This is a genomic window from Pseudomonas sp. GW823-FHT06E10 (genome assembly GCF_058794995.1).
The window spans coordinates 1-14,780 of the sequence record NZ_JBXAHJ010000029.1 but is presented as its reverse complement, the minus strand read 5'-3'; the positions used below and the strand labels follow the sequence as shown (position 1 = coordinate 14,780).

General features: G+C 59.5%; 9 protein-coding genes and 1 rRNA gene. 7 read left to right on the top strand and 3 right to left on the bottom strand.

Annotation, left to right across the window (positions count from 1 at the left end):
• Both AC1Q6Y_RS27840 and AC1Q6Y_RS27835 read left to right on the top strand, forming a co-directional pair.
• Positions 1-3,985: beta strand repeat-containing protein (locus AC1Q6Y_RS27840; protein WP_492625642.1), on the top strand; the 3,985-nt coding region annotated here is incomplete at its 5' end.
• Positions 3,986-4,131: 146 nt separating this feature from the next.
• The gene (locus AC1Q6Y_RS27835) at positions 4,132-4,470 is read left to right on the top strand and encodes a tryptophan synthase subunit beta (RefSeq protein ID WP_492588736.1); all 339 of its coding nucleotides are present in this window, start codon (positions 4,132-4,134) and stop codon (positions 4,468-4,470) included.
• A gap of 45 nt (positions 4,471-4,515) precedes the next feature.
• Here AC1Q6Y_RS27835 and lapD read toward each other — a convergent pair whose 3' ends face one another.
• The gene (lapD, locus tag AC1Q6Y_RS27830; RefSeq protein WP_492625641.1) at positions 4,516-6,462 is read right to left on the bottom strand and encodes a cyclic di-GMP receptor LapD; all 1,947 of its coding nucleotides are present in this window, start codon (positions 6,460-6,462) and stop codon (positions 4,516-4,518) included.
• A gap of 14 nt (positions 6,463-6,476) precedes the next feature.
• Positions 6,477-7,169, bottom strand: coding sequence for a cysteine protease LapG (gene lapG, locus AC1Q6Y_RS27825; RefSeq protein ID WP_492625640.1), 693 nt, complete (start codon positions 7,167-7,169; stop codon positions 6,477-6,479).
• A 196-nt stretch (positions 7,170-7,365) separates the two neighbouring features.
• Here lapG and AC1Q6Y_RS27820 point away from each other — a divergent pair, with 196 nt between their 5' ends.
• The 5 genes from AC1Q6Y_RS27820 to AC1Q6Y_RS27800 all read left to right on the top strand — a co-directional run bounded on the left by AC1Q6Y_RS27820 (position 7,366) and on the right by AC1Q6Y_RS27800 (position 14,422).
• The gene (locus tag AC1Q6Y_RS27820) at positions 7,366-8,076 is read left to right on the top strand and encodes a GntR family transcriptional regulator (protein ID WP_090452367.1); all 711 of its coding nucleotides are present in this window, start codon (positions 7,366-7,368) and stop codon (positions 8,074-8,076) included.
• A 729-nt stretch (positions 8,077-8,805) separates the two neighbouring features.
• Complete coding sequence (locus AC1Q6Y_RS27815) at positions 8,806-9,582, top strand: DUF3050 domain-containing protein (protein ID WP_218495515.1); 777 nt, start codon at positions 8,806-8,808, stop codon at positions 9,580-9,582.
• Positions 9,579-10,508 (top strand): diiron oxygenase, encoded by a 930-nt coding sequence (locus AC1Q6Y_RS27810; RefSeq protein ID WP_154910996.1) that lies wholly within the window; start codon positions 9,579-9,581, stop codon positions 10,506-10,508. Before AC1Q6Y_RS27815 ends, AC1Q6Y_RS27810 begins: the two co-directional genes overlap by 4 nt.
• Positions 10,509-10,521: 13 nt before the next feature.
• The gene (locus AC1Q6Y_RS27805) at positions 10,522-13,932 is read left to right on the top strand and encodes an amino acid adenylation domain-containing protein (protein ID WP_492625639.1); all 3,411 of its coding nucleotides are present in this window, start codon (positions 10,522-10,524) and stop codon (positions 13,930-13,932) included.
• A 22-nt stretch (positions 13,933-13,954) separates the two neighbouring features.
• Complete coding sequence (locus tag AC1Q6Y_RS27800; protein WP_492625638.1) at positions 13,955-14,422, top strand: SRPBCC family protein; 468 nt, start codon at positions 13,955-13,957, stop codon at positions 14,420-14,422.
• A gap of 105 nt (positions 14,423-14,527) precedes the next feature.
• Here AC1Q6Y_RS27800 and rrf read toward each other — a convergent pair.
• Positions 14,528-14,643: ribosomal RNA gene (rrf, locus tag AC1Q6Y_RS27795) — 5S ribosomal RNA — on the bottom strand.
• Between the last annotated feature and the right edge of the window lie 137 nt (positions 14,644-14,780).

Genomic DNA, 14,780 nt, shown 5'->3' with positions numbered 1-14,780 from the left:
CGCACAAAACGGTCCGGTCACCGTGACGTTGGACAGCGGCAAGGTCATCACCATCGCCGAAGGCCAGAGCTCCGGCACCCTGCCGGTGACGGTCGGCAACGACGTCTACATCGGCGCGCCAACCGTTAGCGAATCCATCAAGACCGCCAGCGGCGGCAACCTTGAAGCCATCGGCACGGATAAGACTCCCGCGTCGACCAGCGTCAGTGACTTCCAGGACACCACCACTGTCAGCATCAGCGGCAGCACCTCGGTAACCGAAGGCCAGACCGCCAGTTACACCGTCAGCCTGACTCACCCGGCCCAGACCGAAGTGACGCTGAATATCGTCTACAGCGGTACCGCCGCCGACGGTTCTGACTTCACCGGTGTGTACACCGTGAAGATCCCGGCGGGTGCCAGCAGCGTGCCGTTCGACATTTCGACCATCGATGACAAGATCACCGAAGGCACCGAAAACTTCGTGGTCAAGATCGACTCGGCCACCGGCGGCAACTTCGAGAACCTGGCGATCAGCGCGTCCAACGGCAGCGTCAGCACTTCGATTATCGACAACGATGCACCACCAGTACTGGACCTCGACGCCAACAACTCCAGTGGCGCCACCGGGGCCGACTACAAGTTGACGTTCACCGAAAACACTGCCGGTCCTGGCGTGTCGATCGGCGATACCGACCTGAGCATCACCGACCCGGACAGCACCTTGCTGACCGGCGCGACCATCGTGCTGACCAATCGTCAGGACGGCGATGCGCTGAACCTGGGCAACAGCGTCAACGGCATCACCATCAATGCCAACAGCACCAATGGCACCGTCACCCTGACCTTGTCGGGTAGCGCAACGCTGGCCGACTACATGCAGCAGATCAAGAACATCACCTTCACCAACAACAGTGAAGATCCGAGCACAGTGCCGCGCATCATCACCGTGACGGTGACCGATGGCAGCAACTACTCCAACACCGCGACCACCACGGTCAACGTGGTGGCGGTCAATGACGCACCGGTCGCAGCACCGGTCAACGTCACCGGCACCGAAGACACGCCACTGATCCTCGGCTGGTCGACCTTCGGCGTCAGCGACGTCGACAGTCCGGCCACCAGCCAGGGCGTGAAAATCACCCAGCTGCCGGGCGAGGGTAAACTGCAGTACCTGGACGGCTCGACCTGGAAAGATGTCGCCGCCGACCAGACCTTCAGCAAAGCCGACATCGACGCTGGCAAACTGCGCTTCATGCCGGATGCCAACGAATCGGGCGTGGACGGATACGGTGGTACCAACCTGGGCAACAACCAGACCGACTACGCACAGATCAAGTTCCAGCCAACCGACGGCCAGGCGCTGGGCAACACCGGCACGATCAAGATCGACATCACCCCAGTGGCGGATACTCCGACCCTGAGCGTTGCCGACAACAGCGTGAGGTCCACCGGGCTGATCAAGGAAGTCTGGACCGGTCTGTCGGGCCTGGGCACCAGCGGCAACGGCGCGGACTCGACCACGCTGAAAAATGTGATCGACGCCGCTGGCACACCGAACTCCAAAGGCACCGTGACCAACGTGCAGTCCGACGGTAGCGTGACCGCCGGTACGGCGTCGAAAACCTCCGGCCTGATCTACCTCGAAGCCGGCAAGACCTATACCTTCAGCGGTGTTGGCGATGACAGCCTGCTGGTGACTATCGGAGGCAAGAACGTGGCCGCGATCACGTGGGGCGCGGGCGGCAACCTCAATGGTTCGTACACCCCGACCACCAGCGGCTACTACACCCTGGACATCTACCACCACAACCAGAGCGGCCCGGGCAGCTATGACGTCAACCTGTCGGTCAATGGCAGCACGCCGATCGACCTGAGCAGTGCCGGCGTACCGATTTACACTAGCGTGTCAGATCTGGTGAATGCCGGCGTGACCGTGTCCGACTTGCACGGCTCCAATGGCGAAGGCTACTACGACGGTTACAAACTCAACACCGGCGCCGAAGGCACCAGTGTGAAATTGTCCGCCATCACCACCGCGCTGACCGACACCGACGGCTCGGAAAGCCTGAGCCTGAAGATCAGCGGCATGCCGGTCGGCTCGATGCTCACCGACGGCGCGGGACATACCTTCACGGTCACCGCGACCAATGGCGAGGCCAACGTGACGGGCTGGAGCCTCGGCTCTCTGACTGTCACTCCACCACCGTACTACAACGGCCAGTTCAACCTGACCGTAACCTCGACCTCCACCGAGGCCCTGGGTGGTTCGGCCAGCAGCACTTCGCAGATCCCCGTGACTGTGTACCCGGCGATCTACAACGCCAGCACCGCCACGGCGGCCGATGACACCATCACCGGCACCGACGGCAATGACATCATCGTCGCCGACATCGGCGGCCTGACCGTGGTGCCGGGCACCAACTACAACATCGCGTTCATGGTCGACAGCTCCGGCAGTATGAGTTCCTCGTCGATCAACTCGGCCAAGGACCAGCTGACGTCGGTGTTCAACACCCTCAAGCAAAGCCTGGGCAGCAACTCGGGTACGGTGAACATCTTCCTGGTGGACTTCGACACCCAGGTCAACAAGTCGGTATCGGTGAACCTCAAAGACCCGAATGCGCTGACTCAGTTGAAGGCGACTCTGGACTCGATGTCATCCGGTGGCGGCACCAACTACGAGGACGTGTTCAAAACCACGGCCAACTGGTTCCAGAGTGCGGACGCCGTGGCCAACATCGGGGCGAAGAACCTCACGTATTTCATTACTGACGGCAAGCCGACTTACTACCAGAGCGGCGAGTCGACCAACCCGACTCTGTATGGCAGCACAACACTCGATAGCCTGATCACCACCAGCAACTATCAGCTGGGCACAGCGATCAGCCTGTTCCCCGACAGCACGCACCAGATCGACATTACCGCCTCGGGCTATGTGACGGTCTGGACCAAGAGCAGCAACGGCAACAATGGCAATGGCAATGGCAACGGCAACGGCAACGGAAACGGAAGTAGCTGGTCATCCAAGGACTTCGGCTATCTGCATGCCCAGGGTGACGGTACCTACGAGTTCTCGGGTCGTGACGGCGACGGCAACAGCACCGACGGGGACACCACCAGCAACTCCACCGGCAGCTTTACGTTGCTGAGCAACCTGTCGAATGTCGAGGCGATTGGCCTCAACAGCGGAGTGAGCCTCAACGACCTGAAGCCGTACGACTCGAATCAATCGCCACAAACCAACATTGATCCGAAGGACCTGGCCAACTCGATCATCGGCCACACTGAAGCGACGATGCCGGGTCACGACACCGTCAGCGGTGGTGACGGCAACGACCTTCTGTTCGGCGATCTGGTGAGTTTCAACGGCATTGCCGGCGAGGGTTACCAGGCAATGCAAGCCTTCGTGGCGCAGCAATCCGGTGTGGACGTCAGCAACGTCACCACCAGCAATGTGCACCAGTACATCACCGAGCATTACAACGCGTTCGATGTGTCCGGTGCCCATGACGGCAACGACACCCTGCTGGGCGGGGCGGGCAATGACATCCTGTTCGGTTTGGGCGGTAACGACACCCTCGACGGAGGCAAGGGCAATGACATCCTGCTCGGAGGTACCGGCAACGACACGTTGATGGGTGGACAGGGCAACGACATCCTGATCGGTGGTTCCGGTGGTGATACCTTCGTCTGGAAAGCGGGCGACACCGGCAACGACGTGATCAAGGACTTCAAGGCCAGCGAAGGCGACCGGATCGACCTGCGCGATCTGTTGCAGGGTGAAACCGGCAGCACCATCGACAACTTCCTGAAGATCTCCACGGTCGATGGCGTGTCGTCGCTGCAAGTCAGCACAACCGGCCAGTTCAACTCGGGCAATGCGGCCGCCGCCACACCGGACGTGACGATCAAACTGGAAGGCAACAACTGGTCCAGCGCCAACCTGCACAACCTGATTGCCGGTAGCGACCCGACCATCAAGATCGATCACAACAACAGCTGATGCGTGATAACGGTCGCTCCCTATGGGGCGGCCGTCACGTTTGCATCCGCTGCCCGGTGACGATTTCGTCGCTGCGCCACATACTGGTATGCAGTTGACCTATGCTGCTGACAGCATGACGCTGGTTCAATTCTGAGGGATGCTCAATGTTTTACGTGCAACGCGATGCGCAGGGCCTGTTGGTACGCGTGGAACCCGCCGCCTACGCTGAGGCCACGGAAACGCTGGCGGCCGACAATCATGAGATCCAGGCCTGGTTTGCCAACGCGGCTGTGGAAATCAGCCTCAAACAGCTCAAGCAAAGTGACCTGGAAATGATCCGGGTACTCGACGACTTGATTCAGGTGCTGACCCAGAAAGGCGTGATCCGCGTCACCGACCTGCCGACGGCGGCCCAGGCCAAGCTCATGGACCGGAACCAGGCCCGTGAAGCCTTGGGTGGCTTGAGCCAATTGATCGATGATGAGGAGACCGGGCTGATCTGACGCGCCCCTGCGATCATTCCCACGCACGGCGTGGGAACGATCACATCAGGCCCAGGGTTTTGGCTCGCCGAACAACTGGCCCTGTACACCGTATAACCCCATCTCGCGAATCACCGACAACTCCCCTTCTGTCTCGACCCGCTCGGCAATCAGGGGCAAGTCAATGCTGTGCGCCGCTCGCTGGATCGCCTCGATGAACAGGCGTTTGTCACTCTCCAGATCAATCGACCGAATGTAGCTGCCATCGATTTTCAGGTACGCCAGACCCAACCGGGCCAGGTTGCCGATCATGCTGAAGCGGCCACCGAAACGTTGCAGGCTCAGGGAGAACCCCAGTTCGCGCAGGCGCCGGGTCAGTTGCTCCAGCACTGCCTGATCAGGCAGTTGCTCTTCGCCAATTTCCAGGGTCAGACGCGGGCCGAGGTTGGAGTGCGAGCGCAGTATCTCGAAGATTTTGTTTTGCGCCTGTGGATCGGCCAGGGTAGCCGACGACAGGTTCAGCGCCAGCGATTCCTCATGCCCGCTCATTTGCTCCAATACCCGCTCGAGCATCAGCCGATCCAGACGTGCAGTCCAGCCGAAGCGCTCCAGCCAAGGCAGAAAACGCCCGGCGGGGATGGTCTGGCCGTGTTCGTCGAGCAGTCGCGACAACACTTTGTAATGCAGCACCAGTTGCGTGTCCTGGGCGGCCACGACCGGTTGGAAATACAGCTCGAAACGTTGCTGCGTCAGCGCCTGGTCGAGCATGAGGTGCCAGGCGTGGTGATCGTCGCCGACACTGGCCGCAAGGCTGTGCTCGATACAGGCCCAGTTTTGTTCGCCTTGGCCTTCGGCCTGCGCCAGTGCCTGATCGCCGAGGCTGAGCACGGCTTGCGGCGAGTCGCCGTGAGCAAAAGGCGCCAGGCCGATAGAGGCTACGGCAGCCACATCGGTGGCGCCGGTAGCGTGAAGACTGGCCAAGGCGCTGTCGAGGTTCTGTGCCAATTGCAGCGCTTCTGTGCGCACCAGTCCCGGTGCCAGTACGGCAAATTCGCCACCGCGGATACGGGTGACCAGGTTTTGGGTTTCCGGGTATTTGGCGCACTCGCGGGACAATTGCTCGCCGACGGCCTTGAGCACTTCATCGGTGCGCTGACCACCAAGGCGCTGGTTGAGACCGGCCAGATCCTTGACCCGCAACAGCAGCAGGTAACCGGAACTGGCCTGCTCCGGGTTGCTTACCCGCGCATTCAATTGCATCTCGAAATAACGCCGGTTGGCCAACCCGGTCAACGAGTCCTGATAGGACTCGACCCGAAGTTTTTCACTGCGTTCGGCCTGCTCCTGGAAGAGTGCCTTGAGCTTCTCGACCATCTGGTTCATGGCCTGCACTACCCGGCGAAGTTCGGGGGTGCGCGGCAGTTCTGGCAGGCTGAGGAATTCCCGCCGGGCGATAGCGTGGGATTGCTTGACCATGTAATCCAGCGGTCTCAATTGCTGACGCAGCAACAATGCGCCCAGTACCGCACTGACCGCACCGCATAGCAGCAACCAGCTCAGGCTGCCCAAAGCGCTCTGCCACAACTTGGCCAGCGCGAACATCGGGTGGCTGACCACCTCGACCCGGGCAGCCTGCTCCCAGCCGCGGCTGACAATCGCATCACCACCGGCAGGCTCCAGGCCGATCAGTTTGACGAACCAGTCCGGAACATTGTTGACCGCTGGAATGCCCGTGCGCTCAACCAGGGTCTGGTCGGTCTTCAGATCGACCACGCGGATGCTCGCATAGTAACCGCTGTCGAAAATCGAGCTGACCAGCAACTCGACCATCGCCGGGTCGTCGATATTCGGTGTCAGGGAAAGCGCCAGCGCCGTCGCCGCGTCCTGGGCATGGGAGCGCAACTGGTTGACGTACTGAGTGCGCGAGCTCTCCAGACTGACCATGAAACTGCCGGTGAAGGCGACCACCAGGAACAGACAGATAGCAATCAACAGCTGTTTGAACAAAGACATCTGAGCACCTGCTCCTAGTTAGTCGTCTCGACCGGGAATCCTTCGGCCTGCATTTTCTTCAACACATCCTGCCAGCGCGACAGACGCTTGGTATCGCCGACCTTTTTGTTGCCCTTGGCACCCGGCAACCACAACCCTTCTGCATTGAAAGAGTAGACCGGCAGCAAATCCTTCCGCTGGCTGGCCGGCTTGATTGCATCAATCAGGCTATCGAGCACCAGAGGTTCGGCTTCCGGGCTCGAGTAGTAGGTCAGCACCATGTGCGCACGGTTCTGGGTCAGTGCCTTGACGTAGGTAATCCGCAGTTTTTCACTGGCTACACCGAGGTGACGCAGGCTGAAGTACTTGGCAACAGCGTAGTCTTCACAGTCGCCGGCGCCTTTCCAGAGGGCTTCGATCGGGGTTTCCCAGTAGTCGACTTCATGCCACAGATCGATGTCTTCGACATACCGCAGCTGTTTGTTGAAGAAGCGATTGACCACATTGAGTTGTTCCAACTCGCCGATCTGCTTCTGGCTGGTCAACAAGTATTGCCAATCATTAATGCGCTGCTGACCTTCTCCCAAAGGTCCGTACAATGCCTGCGCTCGCCGGCTGATCAGGGAAAAATCCCAATCGGCGCTCAAGCTGCCCAGCATCACGCCAGTCAGCAGCAATGCGCTGCACAGCCAGCGTAAAACCCGGGGGATCGTTAAACTTGCCACCAATGCGAGGCATCCTGGATAGGCAGGAGGGAGTCGTTCGAATGGTGAAGGTTAGCCCGGAAAAAGACAATGGCACGGTGAGATCACTGGCGGCGCGCTAAACTGGAAGAAAGGCACTCCAGAGCTTGTTTGACAAGCAGTCAGCCAGTCACTAGTGTCATTTGGATCCAAAAATATTCCATCAATCAGGGTGCGTTTAGTGACACAAAAGCCCAACCCTCTCAGCAGTATCAAGGTCAACGGGCCGATTCCTGCACACATGGCACGCTCGGTGATCGAAGAAACCCTGCGCGCGGCCATACTCGACGGGCGCATTCCTTGCGGTGCGGCCTTGCGCCAGCAAGACCTCGCCGACCTGTTCGGCGTCAGCCGCATGCCTGTACGCGAAGCCTTGCGCCAACTCGAAGCACAATCGTTGCTCAATGTGGTTGCCCATAAGGGCGCCGTGGTCGCGCCGCTGGTACAGGGCGATGCCGTGGAAACCTACGCGCTGCGCATCCTGCTGGAATCCGAAGCCCTGCGTCTCTCGGTACCACTGCTCCAGGACGAAGATCTCGAACAGGCTGCCCGCTACATCGATGCACTGGAAACGGAAAGCGACTACACCGAAATCGGTCGGCTCAATCGCCTGTTCCACATGGCGCTTTACACCCGGGCGCCGAATCGCCGGCTGTTGAAACTGGTCGAAGACGGCCTGATCGAAGAAGAACGGTTCCTGCGTTTCAACCTGGAAGCCATGGGCCTTGGCAAACTCTCCCAGGATGACCACAAGGCACTGTTGCAGGCAGCCAAAGCCCGGGACGTCGAACACTCCGTGCAGCTGCTCGAGCATCACCTGAACCGAGGGGTCGAGGTCATTACGCGCTACCTCAACAGCCCTGAAGTCCAAGCCAGGAACAGGTCGAAGTAGCCCGCGGCGGCAAGCCCGGGGAATGTAACGAAGGGTTTTCCTCGCTTGCCGCGCATTCCCCCCCCCCCAAATGCTCCGCGAATGATTTGATTACAAATCCCCCGCCCCCATACCACACCGCCCTTGCGGCGCCATACCGCGCCCCAACGCCCCGCCGCCTTAAAACCCGACCATTGCAACGTTTGCGTGCTGCCTCAGTAATGGCGGCCACCTCGATTTACGCCCACTCTGGATAACCAGGACAAAAAACGGGTGACGCTCCGTGCGAATGGAGCAGTCTCTGCCCCCAGAAGCGAAGGAAGGAGCCTCATCACGGGAACGGAAGGATCGGCATCACTCGCGACCCGCTTCCACCCCCTCAGACACCCACAACGACGCCCGTAAAAAGTTACTTCGAGTGAGGCATTCACTCTTTATTTAATTCTGACTTACATAAGCCGGAAGGAGTAACTACGCCAAAATAAAACCAATATAAAAAGTTTTATTGGAACTTGTCATCTTCGAAAAAGTTGAATATTGAAATAATAACAAAACAACTTGATCAACACTTTATATGTGTATTAGTTTTTCTTCGCCGCCAACCACAAACGGCAGTAACACCTCAGCTACTCGGCATCAATAGCACTGAAAAAGATCAATACGTTTGAGGTACCCGTTCGCCAGGAGAAAACTTCCAGCGAACTTCAGTGCTTGATTACTGCTCACCCCGGATCATTTACAGGCTCATCCATGAAACCAACTAAAGAACGTCTGCTTCAAAAAAAATCAGAACTTAGCGAGCACCCGATCTTCTCTGAAATACATTCGCTGCCGGTCCTGCGACGCTTCATGGAAACCCACGTGTTTGCCGTATGGGACTTCATGTCGCTGACCAAGCGCCTGCAACAGGAATTGACCTGCGTGCGACTGCCCTGGCTGCCACCGCAGGATCCCCAGGCCGCGCGGTTGATCAACGAGATCGTACTGGGTGAGGAGTCGGATGATCGTCCGGCCCGGGGTCATTACAGCCACTTCGAGTTGTACCTGGATGCAATGCGCGAGGTCGGCGCCTGTACCGTTGCCATCGAACGCTTCGTGGCCCTGCAGCAAGAGGGTGTGAGCTACGACGTGGCCTTGCAGAGCATCAAGGTCGATCCGGCGGCCGCGGATTTCGTTCGCCATACGCTACACACCGCACTGCATGCACCGGGTCACAGTGTGGCGGCGGCGTTTCTGCACGGTCGCGAGAGCGTTATCCCGCAGATGTTCCAGCGCATCCTCGACGATTGGGGCATCGGCATCGAGCAGGCGCCGACCTTCCGTTACTACCTCGAACGGCACATTGAGGTCGATTCCGAGGACCACGGCCCGGCAGCGGAAAAGCTCCTGTCGCGACTCGTCGATAGCGACCCGCAACGGCAGGAAGACGTGTACGCGAGCGCCATCGCAGCCGTGGAAAGTCGTATCGCCCTGTGGGACGGGTTGCGCCTGAGCATGAACGTATCCGTCACGGAGGTGAGCGCATGAACGCCGCAGACTACCAATCCTTCGCTGATGCCTGGGAGAGCCGCGCGACCATCCGCACCCGCCCGCGCCGTGTACTGGAAAACGACGACAAACTGATCTACCCGTTGAGCCGCCAACCGCTGGTGCTGAGCGAAACCTTTGTGCGCCAATGCCCGGAACAGCGCGACTTCGCCCTAGTGCAGACCCTCTACAAGTTCATCAACGATGTGGTGATCTTCGAAACCGAGATCGTCGACAAAACCGCCCGCAGCATCGCCAAGAATCGCTTCGCGGTCGAGTTCCCGTTCGCCTGCCGCTACGACGCCATGACTGTCGTGGTGGACGAGGATTATCACGCACTGGTGGCGATGGATTTCATGCAACAGACCATCGCGTTGACCGGCATCACCCCCATTGAATTGCCGGATGAAATCGAACTGAGCCGAGCAATACCGGCGGCCGTGGCACTCGCACCGGAGCACCTGCGTAGCGCTGTAGAACTGATCTGCGTGGCCATCGCCGAAAACACGGTGACCGGTGATGTCGCCGCGTTTGCCAAGGACGACACGGTCAAGCAATCGATCAAGGGCCTGATGGCCGATCACTTGCTGGACGAGGGGCGTCACTCCGGTTTTTGGGCACGGCTGGTACGCATCTACTGGCATGCCGCAAGTGCAGACGACCGCCAGTGCATCGCCCAGATCTTGCCGGTGTTCATTGCTCATTACCTGACCAACGACATCCAGAAATCCTTCGACTTCTGCCTGATCGACGCACTGCAGATCAACGACTCGGCGCGCCACGCCCTCAGGAACGAAGTATCGGCACTGGCCTTCCCGATAAGTCGCCATCACCCGCTGGTGGCCAACATTGTGCGGTTTTTCCACAGTAGTTCGTTGCTCGATTCGCCGTGCGTACAAACCGCCCTCAGCGACTACCTGGTTTGACGAGGAGCCCATCATGAGACGTCTCGACATCTTGCTCATCGGACAAAGCCAGGCACTGACCGAGCTGGCATTGGAACTCGAACAACACGGTCACTCACTGACGCGGGTATCCGCACGCGACGAAATGCCGGGGCCTGTGGATCTGCTGATCGACGATGGCACGTCGCTTCAGTTCACTGCTCAGGCGCCACGGCTGACATTGCAATTGGGGCTCGGCTTGCCGCAGGCGTCCGGCCTGCCTTCGCTGGACCTGTTGTGCAGCCATGGCTCAACGCTGCTGACCCGTGTACCCATCGCCGATGAGCCGTCGGGTAACGGCCAGGCGTTGCGTAGGCAGGCCATGACAGCACTGGTTGACCACGTGGCGCTGCTGGTCAGCCGCTACTCGCGCGATGTCGACTATTTTCGGTTCGCCGAACCCGCCGAACCTGTTCGCTTCGAGCGCATCGAGAGTTTGCGGTTCCTGGACAGCCTCGCGTTCGTGCATCGCCTCAATGCCACCGCCGACCCACGACTGCAGCAACTTGCGCAAACGCCGATGATCGAAAGGCTGGAGCAACAGTGCATCCAGAATGCTGACCGTCCGGCCTTGAGCATCGATGGCATCACCCTCGACTATCGCCAGTTGCACGCCCACAGCCGCGCCATCCAGCAACGCCTTCGACCGCTGCTGGATCAGCATCAAGGCCCGATAGTCGTCGGGATCTGCCTGCCCAAATGCAGCGCGCTGTATGCGGGAATCCTGGCGATCCTGGGCAGCGGCGCGGTGTACTTGCCGCTGGAGCCGAGCCATCCGTTGCAACGTCAGCAGTACATCCTAACGAATGCCGGCGCGGTGTTGTTGCTGCATGACGGCGAGCATCCCCTGGCGAACGAGATGCCAGGGCTGGACATCAGCAGCATCGACGCCCATGCAGCAGATCTCTCTCAACCGTTGATGCGCCAACGCCTCGACCTCGATACGCCATGCATGGCCCTCTACACCTCGGGCACCACCGGCCATCCGAAGGGCGTGCTGCTCAGCCAGGCCAACCTCGCGCACTTCACCCACTGGTACGCCGACTATGTTCAGCTGACCAGCCAGAGCCGGGTGCTGCAGTTTTCTTCGTTGGGCTTCGACTCATCGCTGATCGACATCTTCCCGACTCTGCTGCAAGGCGCCGAGCTGATCGTGCCCGACGAGGACCAACGTCGCGATCCGCTGCAACTGGTGGAGCTGATTCGTCATCGGCAGCTGAGCCACGCCTTTTTACCGCCCGCCTTGTTAAGCATCCTGCCGCTGGAGCAGTTGCAATGTCTGGACCGTGTGATGACCGGCGGCGATGTCTGCGAACCGTGGGTCATCGAGCAGCTGAGCCGTCAGGGCAAGCTCTACAACCTCTACGGGCCCACCGAGGCCACGGTGCTGATTACCGCGCGCAAACTCCAGCCAGGCGACCACAACCGCTCGCTGGGCGCTCCAATCGCCAACAGCCAGGTGTTGATTCTCGATGACGATTTTCAACCGGTGGCCGAACAGACCGTCGGCGAGTTGTACATTGCCGGCCCGGGCGTGTGCCTGGGATACCTGAACAACCCGCAGCAAACCGCTGAGCGTTATCTGGAACTGAACTTGCCTGATGGCCGGACCCTGCGCGCCTATCGCACCGGGGACATGGCGAAGTGGACGGCTGAAGGGATCGAGCTGTGCGGTCGGCGTGATAATCAGGTGAAGATTCGCGGCTTCCGGGTCGAGCCGGAAGAGATTGAGCGCTGCCTGCGCGACAGCCAGTTGTATCGCCAGGTTGCCGTGATCATCGATAGCCAGCGGCGGATTCTGGCTTTCCTTGCCCAGCCCCGAGAGGACCTTCCCGGCAGCGCTCGCCAGGCGTTGAGGGCCCACGCGACACAGCACCTGCCGGACTACATGCACCCTGTTGCATGGACCGAGCTGGCAAGCATGCCTTACGCCAGCAATGGCAAGGTCGACCGCAAGGCGTTGCTGGATCTGCCGGTGAGCGTCACCGAGAACCCTTCAAGGCGCCTGCCCGTCAACGCCGATGAGGCCCTGCTGCTGGAAATCTGGGCGCAGTTGCTGGAGCTGCCGGCGAGCGACATTTCCACCGACGAAAGCTTCTTCAATCTGGGCGGGCACTCGATCCTCCTGTCGCGCATGCTCCTGCGACTGCGCGAGGAGTTCGGGCGCAGCATCTCGATCAACCGCTTCATCGAAATGCCCACCCTCGAGAAACTGGCGACACTGGTACGCGGCTTCGGCAGCGAAGAAGTGCTGAGCGAACAGGCCATGCGTGATGCCTTCCGCGAACTGGATATTCAGCCAATGCCCGTCAGCCGCATGGGCGATGTGCACAAGGTGATCGTCACCGGTGCCAACAGTTTTGTCGGTGTACACATCGTTGAGGCATTGCTGGCCTGGGGCGCCAGTGAAGTCGCCTGTCTGGTTCGCGACGGCAACGGGCAATCGGCAAACGAGCGCTTTGCCCAGGCGTTACGGGAGAACCGTCTGGAGCATCTGGATATGAGCCGGGTGCGGGTTTACACGGCAGACGTCACACGGCCGGAACTCGGTTTGGCGCCCGAGGTTTACCAGCGGCTGGATCAGGAGTTTGGCGCTCTGGTGCACAACGCGGCCAACGTCAATCACGTCCTCGATTACGAGTCGCTCGCCCGGGACAACGTCGAGCCGATTTTCGAATGTTTGCGCCTGTGCGAAGGACGCAGCAAAAAAATCTTCAACTTCGTCTCGACGCTCTCGGCCTCCAGCACGATATCCGCCGATGGCCGAGTGCTCGAGTTGCCGGCCGCACTCACACCACCGATCTACATCAAGAACGGCTACAACTTGTCCAAATGGGTCGGCGAGCGAATCCTCGAACGGGCACGGGAGCTTGGTGTGCGGGTCAATCTCTACCGTCCCGGCAACATCAGCTTCAACAGCCTCACGGGCGTGTGTCAGCCGCACAAGAATCGCCTGATGCTGATGCTCAAGGGCTCGATCCAGCTTGGCCAAGTACCGGAGTTCACCTTGAATTTCGACTTGATGCCGGTGGACTTTCTCGCCCGATTCATCGCCTTCCACGCCAGTCGTTATCAACCGGAACAAGCGGTATTCAACCTGCACAACCCCGAGCCCTTGAGCTGGGACAACTACGTGGCGTCCTTCCGCGAGGCAGGCCGCGAATTCACGATGGTCAGCATCGCCGACTGGCAACAGCAACTGGGTCGGGTCGACAGCGACAACGCGTTGTTCGGCGTGCTGGGGTTCTACCTCAACGGTTTCGAGGAGGACATCGGCGATATCTCGATGATCGGCCACGACAACGCCCAGGCCGGTGTTCGGCTAATGGGCGCGCACTACCCGCAAAAGTCCCCGGCGCTGCTGCGTCGCGGCTGCGATTACCTCAAAGAAATCAATTTCATCTGACGCAACCAAACGGAGCAAAACCATGAGTATTCTGCAACCCGACACCCTGATCAAAAACCCTCAAGGCTGCCACGTGGTGTCCTCGGTGGACGTGCCCGCCGATGCCACTCGGGTATGGGCCGTAGTCGGTAACTTTGCCGGCTTCGATCGCTTCATCCCGGCACTGTCGCATATAGAGATGACCGGCGAAGGCATGTCATCGCTACGCAAAAAGTTTTTCAAGGACGGCAACCTGGTGGTCGAGCAGCTCAACTCCCGGGACGACCAGGCACGGCACATGACCTGGACCACTATCTACAACACCCTGGGTGTGGCCAATCTGTGGGCCGCGATGAGCGTTGAACCACTGGATGCGGACAAGTCCAGAGCCACCTGGACCATCATCGCCGAACCGGCGCAGGGCACCGCCGAGGCACTGCCGGGCTTCAAGGACTTCGTACAGGGTTTTGCCGATGATGCGATGAACAATGTGCTGAAGCTGTTTGCGTAAGGCGTGAAAAAGCCCGTTGTGGAGAGGCTCCACAACGGGCTTTTCAGTACCCCTGAAACGACAAAACCCCTGTCTGCGTTAGCAGACAGGGGTTTCGGAATTCAATCTTGACGATGACCTACTCTCACATGGGGAAACCCCACACTACCATCGGCGATGCATCGTTTCACTTCTGAGTTCGGGATGGGATCAGGTGGTTCCAACGCTCTATGGTCGTCAAGAAATTCTGTAACCAGCCCGTTAGAACTTTAACGTGCCAGTGAAAACTGGTGACTTCTACTAAAACAAAACCCCTACCTGCATACGCAGATAGGGGTTTCGGAATTTAATCTTGACGATGACCTACTCTCACATGGGG